This window comes from Treponema bryantii (assembly GCF_900111035.1).
Classification (GTDB): domain Bacteria; phylum Spirochaetota; class Spirochaetia; order Treponematales; family Treponemataceae; genus Treponema_D; species Treponema_D bryantii_C.
The window spans coordinates 125,369-140,948 of sequence record NZ_FOFU01000003.1; the positions used below are offsets into that span (position 1 = coordinate 125,369).

14 protein-coding genes are annotated in these 15,580 nt (G+C 40.8%); 4 read left to right on the forward strand and 10 right to left on the reverse strand.

Annotated features, from left to right (window positions below):
* Positions 1-6: 6 nt before the first annotated feature.
* The 5 genes from BMY21_RS07045 to BMY21_RS07065 all read right to left on the reverse strand — a co-directional run bounded on the left by BMY21_RS07045 (position 7) and on the right by BMY21_RS07065 (position 4,533).
* Positions 7-1,482, reverse strand: coding sequence for a nitrogenase component 1 (locus BMY21_RS07045; protein WP_074642203.1), 1,476 nt, complete (start codon positions 1,480-1,482; stop codon positions 7-9).
* A gap of 62 nt (positions 1,483-1,544) precedes the next feature.
* Positions 1,545-2,297 carry an amino acid ABC transporter ATP-binding protein gene (locus BMY21_RS07050; RefSeq protein ID WP_074642205.1) on the reverse strand — a complete coding sequence of 251 codons (753 nt, stop codon included), beginning with the start codon at positions 2,295-2,297 and terminating at the stop codon, positions 1,545-1,547.
* 12 nt (positions 2,298-2,309) lie between these two features.
* Positions 2,310-2,972, reverse strand: coding sequence for an amino acid ABC transporter permease (locus tag BMY21_RS07055; RefSeq protein WP_074642206.1), 663 nt, complete (start codon positions 2,970-2,972; stop codon positions 2,310-2,312).
* A complete protein-coding gene (locus BMY21_RS07060; RefSeq protein WP_074642208.1) occupies positions 2,969-3,679 on the reverse strand; it encodes an amino acid ABC transporter permease in 711 nt (236 codons plus the stop codon). The genes BMY21_RS07055 and BMY21_RS07060 overlap by 4 nt, the downstream gene beginning before the upstream one ends.
* A 29-nt stretch (positions 3,680-3,708) precedes the next feature.
* Entirely contained in the window at positions 3,709-4,533 is an 825-nt protein-coding gene (locus BMY21_RS07065) for a transporter substrate-binding domain-containing protein (protein WP_074642209.1), read from the reverse strand.
* 147 nt (positions 4,534-4,680) lie between these two features.
* Between BMY21_RS07065 and BMY21_RS07070 the strand changes: the two genes are divergently transcribed.
* On the forward strand, positions 4,681-5,319 hold the full coding sequence (locus BMY21_RS07070) for a TatD family nuclease-associated radical SAM protein (protein ID WP_083379771.1): 639 nt from the start codon (positions 4,681-4,683) through the stop codon (positions 5,317-5,319).
* A gap of 16 nt (positions 5,320-5,335) precedes the next feature.
* Here BMY21_RS07070 and BMY21_RS07075 read toward each other — a convergent pair whose 3' ends face one another.
* Positions 5,336-6,265, reverse strand: coding sequence for a LysR family transcriptional regulator (locus tag BMY21_RS07075; RefSeq protein ID WP_074642213.1), 930 nt, complete (start codon positions 6,263-6,265; stop codon positions 5,336-5,338).
* Positions 6,266-6,464: 199 nt separating this feature from the next.
* Between BMY21_RS07075 and BMY21_RS07080 the strand changes: the two genes are divergently transcribed.
* Positions 6,465-8,921: a glycoside hydrolase family 2 TIM barrel-domain containing protein gene (locus BMY21_RS07080; protein WP_074642214.1), complete on the forward strand. Its 2,457-nt coding sequence runs from the start codon at positions 6,465-6,467 to the stop codon at positions 8,919-8,921.
* Here BMY21_RS07080 and BMY21_RS07085 read toward each other — a convergent pair.
* The 3 genes from BMY21_RS07085 to BMY21_RS07095 form a co-directional block, all read right to left on the reverse strand.
* Positions 8,907-9,884, reverse strand: coding sequence for a PLP-dependent cysteine synthase family protein (locus tag BMY21_RS07085; RefSeq protein ID WP_074642216.1), 978 nt, complete (start codon positions 9,882-9,884; stop codon positions 8,907-8,909). The two genes, BMY21_RS07080 and BMY21_RS07085, sit on opposite strands and share 15 nt — an antisense overlap.
* Before the next feature lie 175 nt (positions 9,885-10,059).
* A complete protein-coding gene (locus tag BMY21_RS07090) occupies positions 10,060-11,532 on the reverse strand; it encodes a nitrogenase component 1 (protein ID WP_074642217.1) in 1,473 nt (490 codons plus the stop codon).
* Between the two features lie 16 nt (positions 11,533-11,548).
* On the reverse strand, positions 11,549-12,886 hold the full coding sequence (locus tag BMY21_RS07095; protein ID WP_074642219.1) for a nitrogenase component 1: 1,338 nt from the start codon (positions 12,884-12,886) through the stop codon (positions 11,549-11,551).
* Between the two features lie 192 nt (positions 12,887-13,078).
* On the opposite strand from BMY21_RS07095, the gene BMY21_RS07100 reads away from it, so the two are divergent.
* The gene (locus BMY21_RS07100; RefSeq protein ID WP_074642221.1) at positions 13,079-14,263 is read left to right on the forward strand and encodes a MalY/PatB family protein; all 1,185 of its coding nucleotides are present in this window, start codon (positions 13,079-13,081) and stop codon (positions 14,261-14,263) included.
* Positions 14,256-14,681 (forward strand): RrF2 family transcriptional regulator, encoded by a 426-nt coding sequence (locus tag BMY21_RS07105; protein ID WP_074642223.1) that lies wholly within the window; start codon positions 14,256-14,258, stop codon positions 14,679-14,681. Before BMY21_RS07100 ends, BMY21_RS07105 begins: the two co-directional genes overlap by 8 nt.
* Before the next feature lie 3 nt (positions 14,682-14,684).
* On the opposite strand, the gene metF is transcribed toward BMY21_RS07105, so the two are convergent.
* Positions 14,685-15,578 carry a methylenetetrahydrofolate reductase [NAD(P)H] gene (gene metF, locus BMY21_RS07110; protein ID WP_074642225.1) on the reverse strand — a complete coding sequence of 298 codons (894 nt, stop codon included), beginning with the start codon at positions 15,576-15,578 and terminating at the stop codon, positions 14,685-14,687.
* Between the last annotated feature and the right edge of the window lie 2 nt (positions 15,579-15,580).

Here is a 15,580-nt window from a genome sequence, read left to right on the forward strand (position 1 = left end):
TGCCACTTAATTTTCTTCCGGCAGCTGAAGATAGCTGAAGGCATCTTTTTTGTACCATTCTTCGCGGTAGGCATTTTTTGAATAGTTCGAAAGATTTTTGTTGAAGTTGTTATTGTCCAGGGCATCTTCTATTTTACGCCCAAGATACAAAACTCCACGGTAGCCAAAGGTCGGGCGTTTTGAATCAAGAATATGGAAGGAAGGGATTCCCAATCGTGAAACCCAGTTTGACATTCCGATAAATACATCAGGTTTGTATTTCTTCAAAAGATTTACCTGTTCATAAGGCTGCATATCTGCAATGTTTACAATAAAGTCTGTACCGTGCAATTCTTCCAGTCGTTTGAAATCATCAATATAAGCTTCATCATAATAAGGTGTATGCATGCACAAAAGCTTCATACCGTAGTCGCCAATCAAGGTTGCTGCTGCAAAGCCACGCCCGGTACCGGCTGTAAGACAGGCACGAAGTCCGTCTGTCTTTCTTTTGATTCTGGCAACTTCTTCGCGCACAGCATCGCTTTCGGCCTTTATAAAAGCTTCAGCTTCTTCTTCCTTACCAGCCAGAGCAGCAATTGCACGGAGCCAGCGGTTTGTACTTCGGGTTCCAATAGGCATGTTGGTTACGGCATAAGGCGTGCCGTATTTTTCTGATAAAAACTTTATGTATTCATCAGCAAAAATCTGACAGACAGAGATGTTGTATTCCGCTGCCGGAATTTTCATGATGTCTTCGTAAGTTGCATTGTAGGGAAGAATGTTTGCATCAAGTCCTATGGCGTTCAGCATTCTCTTCATTTCCTGCTGATCTGCCCAGCTCAAAGAATGAGTTGCAAAAAGATTTATCAGCCCCTTCTGCTTTGGCGGATGAGCATCTCGGATTACATAATTTTGAAGGGTTGCAAGAGCAAGATCGTAACCTGTCGCATGGTTTCGGCTCTTAAAACCTTCGCAGTGAACCGGAGCAAAAATAATCTCTTTACCTTTTGCCTTGTATTCCTTTTCCTTTTGTTCTGCTACGGCATCTATATCATCTCCAATAATTGAAGAAGCGCAGGAAGCAAGAATAAAAACAATTTTAGGATTATATCTTTTTACTGCTTCATCAATCGTTTCGTGCAGGCGTTTTTCACCACCGAGAATTACTTCTTTTTCTCCTAGGGCAGTTGAAATTACATGGCTGTCAGGTGCATTGTCGCGGCCTCTGTGATGCTTATAAACATTCAGCCTGTCGATTGCTCCAAATGAAGCACAGCCTGAGCAGCCCAAAGGTGAATGAATTACCATTACTGTATCCTGCAGGCTTACAAGCGCATTCATGCTGTTTACCTGAACACACTGAATGCCCTGCTCAAAGGTACGGTGGGCGTTTTTTAAACAGTGGGCTTTAGCCTTTTCTCTGAGTTCTCCAGAACTTCCCACCTGTACATCTGCAAATCCCGGGTGTTTATCTCTGATAGTATCTGGAATCTGTTTATTCATAAAATCTCCTGATTTTCTTTTTGCACTTTTTATATAGTTGTTTTACGCATAAAAAAACTTTTTTAAATAACATACTCTCCGACAGGTATTATACGGCGTAAAAACTGTCTGGTTCGTTCTTCTTTTGGATGATAGAAAATATCCTGAGGACTGCCTTCTTCAATGATATAACCGCCATCCATAAACACGACTTTATCTGCAACATCTTCTGCAAAAGACATTTCGTGAGTTACAACAATCATAGTGTGTCCGTCTTTTGCAACCTGTTTAATCAGCGCAAGTGTTTCACCTACAAGCTCCGGGTCTAGTGCGCTGGTTGGTTCATCAAATAAAATAACTTCTGCATCAAGGGCAACGGCCCGGGCAATTCCTACACGCTGCTGCTGACCGCCCGAAAGCTGGCTTGGGTAATAATTTTCTTTGTCACTAAGACCAACTTTGCGAAGTTCTTCTTTAGCCCGTTCTACAGCCTGTGCTCTTGGAATTCCATGACCAGTAACAAGTGCTTCGACAATATTTTCAAGAGCAGTCTTATTTGCAAAGAGATTATAATTTTGAAAAACCATTGAGGTCTTTCTTCTGATTTTCAAAACTTCTTTTTTCTTTGCAGAATGTAAATCTACTGACGAACTACCGATAGTTAGTTTACCTTTGTCAGCCCGTTCCAGAAAATTAATTGAACGGAGCAGGGTAGTTTTACCGCTTCCACTTGGACCCAGAATTACGACAACGCTGCCGTCATCAACTGTCAGCGAAACATCATGAAGAACATCAAGATGTCCGAAAGATTTTTTTACGTGTTCTATTTTAATCATTTTTAATATCCCCTATTTTTTCTTAGAAAGATGTTTTTCCAGATGAACAAGGAAAAACTCTACAATGGCATTAATTACCCAATAGATAATTGCGGCTGCTACATAACCTTCTACATAGCTGTATGTGTCTGCACAGGGAATCGTAGCTCCATTCAAAACATCAACAATTCCAAGAACTAGAACGATTGAAGTGTTCTTAATCGAACCAAGAGTATTGTTTGTAAGTGCCGGAAGTGCAACCGGAATCACCTGCGGGATAATGATTTTTTTTAGTGTCTGAAAAGTAGAAAGACCGCAGGCATAAGATGCTTCATACTGTCCTTTTGGAATAGAAAGAAAGGCACCTCTAACAGATTCGCTGACAACAATTGTTCTTCCTAAAGTAAAGGTGAAGTAGGCGAGAAGCATTATTCCATTTTTAGCTGGTTTAAAAAGACTCAGGTAAATTAAATGAAAAATCAGCATTGTCACAACACCTGGAATTCCCGAATATATTGCAACAAAAATCTTAAATAACTTTTCTACAACCGGCACCTTAAAAATGCGGGCCAGAGCAATCAGTGTTCCAAAAACAATTGCAAGGGCAAGGGGAATCAATGCAAGTTTGAGTGTAACTGGAATATAAATTATGCCCGAAAGAATACACTTCCATAAATATTCAAGACTGAATTTCATGCTGCTCTCCCTGTAAGGTTTTTAGTACCGTAAGTAAGGTTTTTATCAATTTTTGTTGTAATGGCCGTAAGTCCAAAATTAATAAGTACAAAGATAAGTGCAATAATCAGATAGCTTTCCAGATTGTGACCGCTGGTTGCACCAAGTGCACTTGCACGTCCCATGATGTCCATTACACCAAGCATGTAAACTAAAGATGTTTCCTGAAAAAGCCCTATCAAAGTGAGCCCTGTTGAAGGAAGGGCTATTCTTATTGCCTGTGGAAGAATGATTTTTATAAAGGCCTTAAAATCTGAAATACCACAGGCAAGGGCTGCTTCCTTTTGTCCTTTTGGAACTGCAAGAATTGCGCCTCTAAATATTTCTCCAAGGAAAACTCCCTGATTTAAAATCAAGGCTAAATCAACAAAGATAATTTTTTCCCATCGTCGTGAATCAATTCCAAAAGCTTTATAAAGGACAATAGGAAATGCATAATAAACTACAAGCATCTGAACCAGAAGGGGAGTGCCTCTTTCGAAAGAAATAAAAACTGTAAGAATCTGGTTCAGAAGCGGAACTTTTTTAATTCGTGTTGTTGCAATCAGAAGTGCAAGTATGAATCCAAGGGAAAATGCGACTGCAACAATTTCAAAGGTAACCGGCAGCTTTGTAATCAATATTGGAAAATTTTTAACAACTCGCTGCCATGAAAACAAATCTGCCATTTTTACCTCCAGACTTTTTTTATAAACTTTTATTTATTGATATTTTTTGTTGTATCAGAGCCAAGATTTTTGATTGCGAGTTTTGAGAGCTCACCAGAATCAATAAGCTGTTTAAGGGCTACATCAACATCAGCTTTAAGAGTTGGATTATCAAGATTGAAAATGAAGTAAGAAGCTGATGTTGAAATAGGTTCTTCTACAAGACGGAAAATTCCGCCGTACTCTTTTTGAAGCTGATTGAAGCTTGGAATGTTAGAGAAGAAAGCATCATAAGTACCATTCTTCATTGAAGCAACAATCTGCTCGTTTGTAAGTGTGCTTGTAAGAACGGCATTAATCTGTTCGTTTGGATGATCTTCATTCCAGTGCTGAAGAATTGCTCCTGTTGCACTTCCTGTAGAAGCCTGTGCTGTTTTACCAACTAAATCCTTGAGAGATTTTACTTCTGTATTCTCTTTTAGAACTACAATATATTTTGAAAAATCATTGTAGCCATATTCTGTAAAAAGATAATTCTTACGACGCTCAGGATTAGATTCATACATGTGAGCACCAATATCAATTTTTCCAGCTGCTAGGGCAAGAAGAATATTTTTGAAATCAAAAATCTGGAATTCGAATTTATACTGTGGAAGAAGTTCATCAATGGCCTTGATTACATCAATTTCAAAGCCTGCAAGTTCTCCCTTGTCATCAAGATAACAGTAAAGAGGCGCACTGGAACCTGTGCCAACAAGAATTGTCTGAACTTTTGTTTTGCTCTTTTTTTCTTTTTTAGAAGCAGCAAAGGCTCCTGATGCAATGAAACTTGCAACAAGAATAACTGCAACCGATTTTAAAAAACTCTTTTTCATATAACCTCCTGGTAAGTTTTTTTATTTCCTACCGTTGTACTAGGTTATATATAATTTTCTAATCTTTGACTAATAGTAGTTTTATATATTAGTTATAGATTTTTTTAATAATTGACAGTTCATAAATCTTGTAGAATAATCACTCTTATGAAAAAATCAATGACAATCATCTACCCCGAATACAATGGCCTTTATATAAATCTTACAAATCGCTGCCCTTGTGCATGCACTTTTTGCATCCGTCAGAAAGTAAGCGGGGCAGAGTTTGATAATGTAGATACTCTCTGGCTTGAGCATGAACCTACGGCGGCCGAAGTGATTGCTGCCATAAAAGAAGAGGCAAAACTTGAACGTTTCAAAAACTACAAAGAATTTGTTTTCTGTGGTTACGGTGAACCGACAGAGGCTCTGGATGTGCTTCTTGAAGTAGCTGCTTTTTTGAAGGCAAATTATTCTCTGCCGGTACGCATTAATACAAACGGACTTGCTGATTTAATAAACAAAAAGCCTGTTGCTCCTCTTCTGGCCGGGAAAATAGATGCTCTTTCCATAAGCCTGAATTCAAGTAATCCAGAAATCTACGAAAAAACTGTTCGTCCGGTATTTAAGGGAAAAGCTTTTCCTGCAATGCTGGCTTTTGCAGAGCAGGCAAAAAACTTTGTTCCTAAGGTTGTGCTGAGTACAGTTGCCACGACAATCTCAAAAGAAGATGAAGAGGAGTGCAGCCGTCTATGCGAAAGACTTGGGGTAACTCATAGAATCAGAAAATTTGTTGCGGTGAATTAATTTGCAGCTAATGTCCTCAGCAGGTAAAGCCTGCAATATGCAGGATGCGGCGGATGGTATCAATATAGGTCAAACTGATGTTATCCATGCGGGCAACTTTTTTTGTGATGTAGCCTAGCTCAAAACTGTGGCTGATCTTTTCATCATGATTCTGCAGGGGAATTAATACAAAATCCTCTGTGGACTCATTGCTTTCTTCCCCAAACACTCCTGACAAAAAGGTGTAGCCGTTTAAGGTCTGCAAAAGATTAAGCTCAGTTGCCCGGTCTGCAACGGTAATTGCCTTGTCCAGTCCAAAGCGAGAAATTACTTCTTCTGAAAAAAAGGATTTTACATCATCTGTATCAAAGGTAACAAAATGATAGTCAGAAAGCTCATTCAGTGAAAGGCTTTCTTTTTTTGCAAGCGGATGATTTTTGTGAAGATAAACAAAAGCGTTGCATTCTGTAAGATGATGAAATTCAAGATTGTTGGTTCTTAAAGTTTTTTGAATGGATTCACGGTTCGAATCGCTCAGATATAAAATACCCAGTTCGCTTTTACCAAGGGCAACATCTGCAATAACGCCTGAGGCTTTTTTTTCGCGGAAAGCAAAATCATAAGATTCGCGGGAGAACTGCTTTACAATTTCAACAAAGGCAGTGCGGGCAAATGCATAGTAAAGGGTAGAAACAGAAAATGCCTTTTTGCCGCTTGCTGAATATTTTTTTATGAGGTTTTCGTATTGCTTGTAAAACTCTCTGGCATCGCGGATAAAGTCGGCTCCACGTTCAGTAGCCTTTACTCCGCGTGAGGTTCTGTGAAAAACTTCAAACCCCAGCTCACCTTCGGCATCGTGTACCGAGCTGGTGAGGGAAGGCTGGGAGACAAAAAGCTTTTCAGAAGCCTTGTTCAAAGAACCTGCTTCTGCTACGCCAATAATGTATCGAATTTGCTGGAGTGTCATATTGTCTCCGAAAATTTGTTTTTGCTATAATAACCTATAAAAATACTAGGTAATACTTAGTTTATATTTTGTTATCTGAATTGTCAATAATCATAATGGATTGCGGGCTGCAGAAGTGGCAATCTACAAAATCTAGTTGTAATCTGTCAAAAATCATATTACAATAAGGTTAAACGTTTAACTAAAAAATGGAGCATTTATGAAAAAAATATCTCTCGATGAAAACTGGACCTTCAGATGGGGCTATCTTGATTCTGTTGGCAACCTGGAAAATGACAAAGGCCTTCAGGTTAATCTTCCCCACGACGCTATGATTGGAACTGAAGTTTCTAAAGATTGTTATGCAGCCTGTGACAGTGGTTTTTTTAATGGCGGAATCTGTAATTACACAAAGTTTCTTTTTGTGCCCGCTGAATGGAAGGGACAGAAGCTGGGACTCAAGTTTGACGGCGTAATGATGAATGCTACCGTTGATATAAATGGCTGCAAGGTTGCCGGCCAGAATTACGGTTATGCTCCTTTTTATGTTGATATCACTCCTTATCTTGCATACGGTGAAGAAAACAGAATTACCGTGAATGTAAACTCCGGCTCGGTAAGTAATTCCCGCTGGTACACAGGCCTTGGACTTTACCGGGGAGTTATGCTTTGCCGCAGTCCTCTGCTTTATATTGCTGATGATGGCATTTATGCTTATACAAGCGAAGCTTCCGGAGACACAGCTTTTGTAAAAGCTCAAGTTGAAGTTGTAAATGATACACAGGAAAACAGACTGGTGGAAGTTTGCACGGAACTGATTCCTGATGGCGAAGAGACTGTTGCAGCCTTATCAAAGTCTGTGATTTTTGTCGCTGCTAATTCCCGCGAAAAAGCATATCTTTCAATAAATCTGAAAAATCCAAAAGTATGGGATTGTGATAATCCAAATCTTTATAAGCTAAAGGCCACCGTAAAAAGTAATGGTGAGTACCGCATCCGCCTTGAAGAAAAAGATGATATTCCTGCAGATGAAGCAGAGCTTCTTTTTGGTGTGCGTACTATTTCTGCAGATGCTGAGCGAGGTCTTTTGATAAACGGAAAAAGCGTAAAGCTTAAGGGAGGCTGTCTGCATCACGATAACGGTCTTTTGGGTGCAGTTTCTTTATATGAAGCAGAAGCCAGAAAAATCCGTAAGCTTAAGGAAGTGGGCTTTAATGCAATCAGAACAGCTCACAATCCGCCGTCTTCTGTTCTTGTAGAAGCCTGCGAAAGACTTGGTATGTATATTTTTGATGAAGCCTTTGATGCCTGGTGGGTAGGAAAGAGGGCCGGAGACTACAGTCAGTATTTTGAAGCAAACTGGAAAAAAGATTTAACTGCTTTTGTAAAGCGAGACCGAAGCAGCCCTGCTGTAGTTATATGGTCTACAGGAAATGAAATACCGGAACGAGGAGGACTTGCAAAGGGCTATAGCCGTGCAACTCAGTTAGCCCGAGCTATTAAAGAGCTGGACCCAACAAGACCTGTAAGTAATGGAATCTGCTCTATGTGGAGCGGCCTTGATGATAAGCTTGCCAGCGGACAGTATCTGGCACAGAATGTAAATATCGGTGTTTATGAAAATCTCTGGGAAAAAGCAACTGAGCCATTTACAAACGGTCTTGATATCGTTGGCTATAATTACATGGAAGACCAATACGAAAAAGATCATGAAATGTTTCCTCAGCGTGTAATTCTTGGTTCTGAAAATTTTCCAAATCAGATTGGTTACCGCTGGCCTTTTATCGAAAGTCATCCTTATGTAATAGGCGACTTTACCTGGACTGCCTGGGACTATCTTGGTGAAGCCGGTCTTGGCAAAGCTTTTTATGCAGATAAAGATGATCCGATTGTAAATAAAAAGCCTTGGGAAATCATGCCTCAGCAGACTTCTCATTTTCCATATCGTACAGCAGAAGATGCAGATTATGATATAACAGGACGCCTGCTTCCTCAGGGAGAATACCGCAGTGTAGTTTGGGGGTCTGAAAAAACATATCTCTACTCAAGAGATCCTGCTGCTTACGACAAGGTAGAAATGATGACCTTCTGGGGTTTTCCTCAGTTTATGAAAAAATGGACATATCCTGGTTTTGAGGGGAAGCCTGTAAAGCTTGCAGTTTTCTCTCGGGCTCAGGAAGTTGAAGTTTTTGTGAACGGAAAATCTATCGGCAGAAAGAAAGTTTCTTGTGAGGCGCCTATGCCGAATCTGGCGGAGTTTGAAACTGTTTATGAGCCGGGTAGGGTAGAAGCTGTGAGCTATGTTGATGGCAAAGAAGTTAGCCGTGATAGTCTTTCTACCGTGGGACAGGGCGCAGAAATCAAATTGACCTGTGCAAAAAAATTACTTAAGGCAGATGGCCACGACGCTGCCTGTGTTATGATTGATATTGTAGATTCAGAGGGTCGCACTGTGCCAGATGCAGCAATAAAACTTACTGCAAAAGTAGAAGGTCCTGCATCTCTTGCAGGCTTTGGTTCCGGAAATCCGATAACCGACGAAAACTACACAGACGAGACCTCTGTAACTTACCGGGGCCAGGCCTGTGCAGTTTTGCGTTCGGGCTATAAAGACGGTGAGTCAAAGCTCACCGTGTATGCAGAAGGTTTTGAGCCTAAGACTTTATTCCTTGAATAAATCTGTACTCAAATAGCGTAATCCGGTGTCAGGGAAGACAACAACAATGTTCTTTCCTTCATACTCTGGACGTTTTGCTAGTTCTGTTGCTCCCCAAAGAGCTGCACCGCTTGAATTTCCAACTAAGACACCATCAGACTTTGCAACAATTCGGGCTGCCTCGAAAGAAGGCTTTACAGTTGCAATAAGAACCTCGTCATAAACACCGGTAGTATTGCGAACAGTAACAGGAACGCGCTCCTGTGGAACTTCTGTAAAGTTGTGAATACCAGTAAGGGCAGTTGCATCCAGTGCTGGCTCAACTGCAACAACTTTTACAGCTGGATTTTTTGACTTCACATAATCACTGATTCCGCGGATTGTTCCACCTGTTCCAACAGCACTTACAACTGCCGCAAGGTCGCCTTCTGTCTGCTCCCAGATTTCCAAGCCTGTTGTGTCGTGGTGAGCCAGAGGATTTTTTGGATTGAGCATCTGGTCTACAAAGAAGATGTCCTCTCCTGCAGCCTGACGGTCGCGGATATGCTGCTTCAAAATATTGGTAGCGGCAACAAAGTCACCGTTTGTTGTTTTCAACGCATCCTGGATTTCTGGTACATTGCTTATGCGGGTTACATTTGCACCAAAGGCCCTCATGATGTCGAAGCGTTCCTGGCTTGTTCCATCCTGAAGGTAAATTGTTACATCATAGCCCTTCATTGCACCAATAGCACTTACTGCAATTCCAGTGTTACCACTTGTATATTCAATCAAAGTTGTTACACCCGGTTTGATTTTTCCTTCACGTTCTGCATCTTCAATAATGCGCAGAACAATGCGGTCCTTAATGCTTCCAATCGGGTTGAAGTATTCGACCTTTGCAAGAAGGTGAGCCTTAAGTCCAAGTTTCTTTTCATAGCCGTGGAGTCGTACCAGCGGTGTATTTCCAACGAGTTCTGTCAGTGAGTCGTGGATATTTGACATAATAAATCCTCCTGATTGTAGGTTAGAGGTTCTAGGTTTTAGGTTATAGGATTTTTGAGCAGGCGTTGCGGGCGGCGCTTGAGCCCGCAGAAGGGGTAGCGTAAGACCGCAACGCGGGCTGAAGCGAGGGGGAGACTTCCCCCATCCCTATAACCTGGCACCTATAACCTAGCACCTATTTTTTATTTTCTTCCTTGATAAACTTGTCTGCATTCTGCTCGTACCACCACTTTGTGTATGGCAGCTTAATACGGGCAGCGAGGTTCTTTTCAAAACTGCGGTTTGTTACTGTATCGCGGATAAGCTTTGCAAAACTCAAAGTTCCTTCGTAGCCGAATACTGTGTATTCATCTGCAACAAAGACTGCAGCATATCCCTGCTTGATTGCCCAGACAGTTGTACCAGGGTGACGGCTGAAGTAAACATCAGGTTTATAGTGATTGAGAATGTTCAAAACTTCGTAGTTCTGCTGATCTGCAACAGCAACCTTCATATCCTTTGGCGAAGTCTTCAAAAGGTGTTCGAGGGCAGGTGGAACTTCGCCGTTGTCGTACTTGTAGTCGTAGTGCCATGCAAGAGCGTATTCAACATTCATTCCAAATTCCTGAAGAACGCGGGCAATTTCATAAGTAAAGCCAGGACCCATACCGATTACAGCACTCAGTCCCTTGAGAGACTTTGTTACTTCTTCAATCTGAGGAAGATAAATTGCTCTCTGCTTTTCGATATAAGCCTCAGCTTCTGCACGCTTACCAATTGTGTCACCAATTGCACGGAGCCAGGTTTCGAAGCCTGTGATACCAGAGTGGTTCAAAGTTCGAACGTAAGGAACTCCGTAAGTTTCTTCAAGAGCGTTACCAAGATAGGTTCCCAGAGTACCGCAGATACAAACCGTAGCGAGAGCCTCGCTCAGGTGGCTGAGTTCTTCAATAGTTGAATTACAGTAGAGGAACTGTGGCTCAGCATCAAATACTTCATTAAAAATTTTTGTAATCTGAGGGCGTGCGCTTTCGTAGAAGTTCTTGATATTGATTGTGCGGCGTTTCTGTTTTGGTGGCTGAACAATTCCCTGAAGAACTGCGTGGTCAGAAATATCAAAACCGCTGGCCCAGATGCGGCTCTTAAAACCTTCACAGTGAACAGGAATTACCGGAATCGGGAGCTCGTCATTAATGTCGCTTGCTACACCGTCAACATCTTCACCAGTTACACCCGAAACACAGCTTGTAGAAACAAAGATTGCATCAGGCTTGTAAGTGTTATAAGTGTGATGAATGATTTTTCGAAGGTCGTTTGTTGCTCCGAATACAGTGTCCTTTTCGTTCAAGTCTGTACATACAAAAACTGAATTTGTTGTTTTGTTTACGCGGGCTGCAATCTGTCCAAATTTAACAGCATCGTTACTTGCCATTGCTGTACAACCAGCAGGAGCGTGGTAAACAACTGCAACGTTACGGATTGCGGCAAGTGCGTTCAAAGCACAGCCGGAAAGACATGAACTTGACTGGCTGAAGCAGCGTTCACGGTTGCGTAATGTTCCGTCTTCAGATTTTTTTACCAGAGTTTCAAGGTTTCCAACGAAACCTGTAATTGAACCAAGTCGGTTCTCGCGTATTGCTATATTTGCGTTCTTAAAATTAAATGGCATATTTTCGTCCTCCTTCCTACAGCTTCAGCTTACTCATAGCAGCAGTAAATATCTGTTCGAGGAGGTGAAGTCCTCCAGAATAGCCGGCAATGTGATCATTTATTACGAGTTTTTCGAGCATTGGGTAGCTTACGTTTACAAAGTGAGCACCAAGTTCTGCGGCAAGCTTCTTTTCCCAGTTTGAACCGAGAATCAAAGGTGTGCCTGCAAAATCAGCATTTTTAATCTGCTCGTGGATATCATGACCATCTGTTGTAAACTGAACCTGAGTTGTAATTCCATAGTTCAGGTTGTTTACTTCATCAATAATCTTCTGCTGATGTGCTTTTGGAGCGTCATCAGTAATGAAAATCTTTTCCGGGAAGAGCCCCATGTCGTTTACAAGGAATTTAGTTACTGCGATTGCATATTCACTGTCGCTGGCAACTGTAAAGCGCTTTCCAAGAATACGGGTTTCAAGAAGAGTGTCAGCAAAGCGTTCGATATAGTAATAGAATTCAGCTTCTTTTTCTGTGATAACTTTTTCAGTCAGTTCTTTATCTGCACCTGTGAACTCCTGAACTGTACGAAGGAACTTTGTAGTTTCTGTAGCACCAATAGGAAGAACCGGGTACTGCAAAAGCTTAATTCCAAAACGGCGCTCAAGATACTTTGCACTTTCAAGACCAACCCAAGGCGAAACAAGAATTGTGTATTCTGCCTGAGGAATCTTTTTAAGATTTTCGATTCCGCGGCCAAATCCAAAAATTGTGTTTGGCTTAAGCCCGATTGCAGTAAGAAGATTTTCAATTTCGCGAAGGTTTCCGAGCCAGTAAGGATCCTGCTGAGGAGGAGCGACAAAAAGATTTACAAGACCTTTTTCTTTTTTTACTTCTCCGTCTGCATCAGAGTAGGCTGTAACAACCTCTTCACGTTCCAGATACTGTTCAAAAATTGATTTCAAAATCCAGTCGTGACCAAGATAATTGTTACCTTTAAATCCAGGTGTTTTTGCCCATAAAACAGGCTTTTCGGCATTTTCAAAATTGCCTGCAACTTCTTCAATGTCATCACCAATAATTTCACTGGTACAGCCCGAAAGGACAACGAATAAATCGGCATCAATAACTTTCAGAGCATTTTCAATAGTAGAACGAAGTTTTCCGGTTCCACCAAAAACAACTTCTTTTTCACTTACAGAACTACACGGAAAAATATTCGGGCTGAAACGTCCGCTTGTTCCGTTGTTATCATTTAATTTTGCAGCACATCCAGGTCCAGAGTGCAAAACAGGAATTGCACCTGTAATTGCGTGAACAGTCTGCATTGCGGCAAGAGCACATTTGTACCGCGGCTGATCCAGTATTTTTGCCATAATCGCTCCTATATACGGAAAGCTTTTTTTGCTTATCCTTTCTGACTTATAGAAATTACCTATTGACTTAATAGGTTAATGTTTTTATACTACATGTAACCTACTAAGTCAATAGGTTATATTAAAAATCTTTAGTATTTTTTAAGAGAGGAGGGGGAAGTCTGCCCCCGTAACGCCCCCAAAGGAGTACACATGAGTTATAACTTCAACAGCGTGATTGACCGCCACGGAACAAACTGTATTAAAACTGATCTGGCAGTTATTCGCGGCAAGCCTGCAGACGTGCTTTCTCTCTGGGTTGCAGATATGGACTTTCCAACTTCGCCTGCAATTCTTGAGGCACTTCATAATAAAGTAGATCATGGAATATTCGGTTATTCCTGCCTGGATGATGATTTTTTTTCTGCCCTTAAAAACTGGATGCAGACAGAGCATGATTTTTCACCTGAACGTCGGGAGCTTGTAACAACCCCGGGTGTAGTTTTTGGAATTTCCTGTGCTATCAAAGCATTTACTCAGGAAGGTGATAGTGTAATTATTCAGACTCCGGTTTACTATCCGTTTAAGAATATGATTGAGCTGAATAACCGAAAGCTGGTAACTTCATCGCTCTACGAAAAAGAAGGCAAGTACTATATTAATTTTGAAGATTTCGAAAAGAAGATTATAGAGAACAATGTAAAACTTTTTATTTTGTGCAGTCCTCATAATCCTGTAAGCCGTGTATGGACACGCGAGGAATTGCAGAAGCTTTCGGATATTTGTCTGCGAAATAATGTAATAGTGTTTTCAGATGAGATTCATAATGATTTTGTATATGGACCGAATAAGCATATTGTGTTTTCAAACCTTTCTCCTGAAGCTGCAGAAAACTCAATTGTTTCAATGTCTGTAAGTAAGACATTTAATCTTGCAGGACTTCAGTTTTCTACAAACTTTATAAAGAATCCAGTATTGCGCAATAAGTTCAGAATTGAAAAGGACAAAACTGGTTATGATGAGCCAAGTCTTATGGGACTTACAGCGGCACTTGCAGCATATAAAAATGGTAAACCATGGCTTTTGGATTTACATAAACATTTAAAAGAAAATATAGATTTTGTAAGAAACTTTCTTGCAGAAAAGCTTCCATCAGTGCGTCTGATTGAACCTGAAGGAACCTTCCTTCTCTGGCTTGATTTTTCTAAGCTTGGACTTTCTGATTCTGAGATTGATGACATCATTGTAAACAAGGCAAAAGTCTGGCTTGATCGTGGAACTATGTTTGGACCGGAAGGGGAGTATTACCAGAGAATAAATGTAGCAACACCCCGGCCGGTACTTGAAGAAGCGCTAAACCGTATTGAGGGGGCATTTAAGGAGATTAAACATGTATAAAATTTCAACTCGTGGACAGTATGCTCTGCTGATTATGACAGAGCTCGCCGAACAGCCTGAGGGTAAATTTATTTCTCTTAAGCTGTTGTCTCACAGACATAATCTTTCTGTAAAGTATCTGGAGCAGATTCTGATTCAGTTGAGTAAGGCTGGTCTTGTGATTGGAGTGCGCGGAAGCAACGGTGGTTACAGACTTGTTAAGAAAACTGAAGATTATACAACCGGAGAGATTCTTCGTGCTCTGGAAGGTGATCTGTCGCCGGTAGGTGAGTCGCATAGTAATGTAATCAGCAATGTTGGAAATGACGATTACTGGAAAGATTTTGAGCATGTAATCAACGATTATGTTGACTCTGTGACACTCAACACTCTGGTAGAAAAAAATAAAGCTGACTTTGGCGAAATGTATTACATTTAAGACTCAGGAAGCAAGTGCTGGAGTTTTTGGAATCGAAATAATATTCTTTACTGCTTCATAAATCTTTCTTGCAACAACAGGTTTGTTCATAGTGTAAAGATGGATTCCATCAACTCCATGACTGACTAAATCAATAATCTGATTTACGGCATAGGCTATTCCTGCATCCATAATTGCTTCGTCATTATCACCATATTTATCGAGCATAACCTTAAACTTTTCCGGAAGTACTACGCCGCAGCGGCTGACCATTCTTTCAATTTGTGCACGGTTTATAACTGGCATGATTCCAGCTTCAACAGGAGCATCTATTCCTGCAAGACGACAGTTTTCAATAAATCTATAGAAGATATGATTATCAAAAAACAATTGTGAAATAAGATGATTGCAGCCGCTGTCCACTTTTAATTTCAGATTATTAAGATCAGAAAAAATACTTTCTGATTCAGGATGATTTTCTGGATAGCAGGCTGCAGAAAGATGAAAGCTATTGCCCGTAGTTACTTTTATAAAACCGCTCAAATCAGAGGCATGAAGAAAATCTCCTGCAGGTGCTCTACCTTCAATTCTGTCTCCACGGAGTACTAATATGTTTTCTATACCATTCTCGCTGAATTGCTGGAGCATAGTGGCTGCTTCTGCTTTTGAAAGATGAAGGCAGGGAAGATGAACAACACTTTCGACATTACAGGACTTTTTAATTCGTTTGGCAATTTCCAGAGTGTTTGAGCAGTTTTCACTTCCACCGGCTCCGTAAGTAACACTTATGAAATCCGGAGAAAGATCAGAAAGTTCATCTAATGTACTATAAATAGTTTCAATTGAAGAACTGCGTTTTGGAGGAAACACCTCGAATGAAAAAACTGTTTTATTGTCGAAAATGCTGTTATCTATCATAA

Bases quoted from the DNA above. Each gene is read 5' to 3' on its own strand.
- BMY21_RS07045 (WP_074642203.1), bottom strand. From the start codon at position 1,482: ATGAATAAACAGATTCCAGATACTATCAGAGATAAACACCCGGGATTT.
- BMY21_RS07050 (WP_074642205.1), bottom strand. From the start codon at position 2,297: ATGATTAAAATAGAACACGTAAAAAAATCTTTCGGACATCTTGATGTT.
- BMY21_RS07055 (WP_074642206.1), bottom strand. From the start codon at position 2,972: ATGAAATTCAGTCTTGAATATTTATGGAAGTGTATTCTTTCGGGCATA.
- BMY21_RS07060 (WP_074642208.1), bottom strand. From the start codon at position 3,679: ATGGCAGATTTGTTTTCATGGCAGCGAGTTGTTAAAAATTTTCCAATA.
- BMY21_RS07065 (WP_074642209.1), bottom strand. From the start codon at position 4,533: ATGAAAAAGAGTTTTTTAAAATCGGTTGCAGTTATTCTTGTTGCAAGT.
- BMY21_RS07070 (WP_083379771.1), top strand. From the start codon at position 4,681: ATGAAAAAATCAATGACAATCATCTACCCCGAATACAATGGCCTTTAT.
- BMY21_RS07075 (WP_074642213.1), bottom strand. From the start codon at position 6,265: ATGACACTCCAGCAAATTCGATACATTATTGGCGTAGCAGAAGCAGGT.
- BMY21_RS07080 (WP_074642214.1), top strand. From the start codon at position 6,465: ATGAAAAAAATATCTCTCGATGAAAACTGGACCTTCAGATGGGGCTAT.
- BMY21_RS07085 (WP_074642216.1), bottom strand. From the start codon at position 9,884: ATGTCAAATATCCACGACTCACTGACAGAACTCGTTGGAAATACACCG.
- BMY21_RS07090 (WP_074642217.1), bottom strand. From the start codon at position 11,532: ATGCCATTTAATTTTAAGAACGCAAATATAGCAATACGCGAGAACCGA.
- BMY21_RS07095 (WP_074642219.1), bottom strand. From the start codon at position 12,886: ATGGCAAAAATACTGGATCAGCCGCGGTACAAATGTGCTCTTGCCGCA.
- BMY21_RS07100 (WP_074642221.1), top strand. From the start codon at position 13,079: ATGAGTTATAACTTCAACAGCGTGATTGACCGCCACGGAACAAACTGT.
- BMY21_RS07105 (WP_074642223.1), top strand. From the start codon at position 14,256: ATGTATAAAATTTCAACTCGTGGACAGTATGCTCTGCTGATTATGACA.
- metF (WP_074642225.1), bottom strand. From the start codon at position 15,578: ATGATAGATAACAGCATTTTCGACAATAAAACAGTTTTTTCATTCGAG.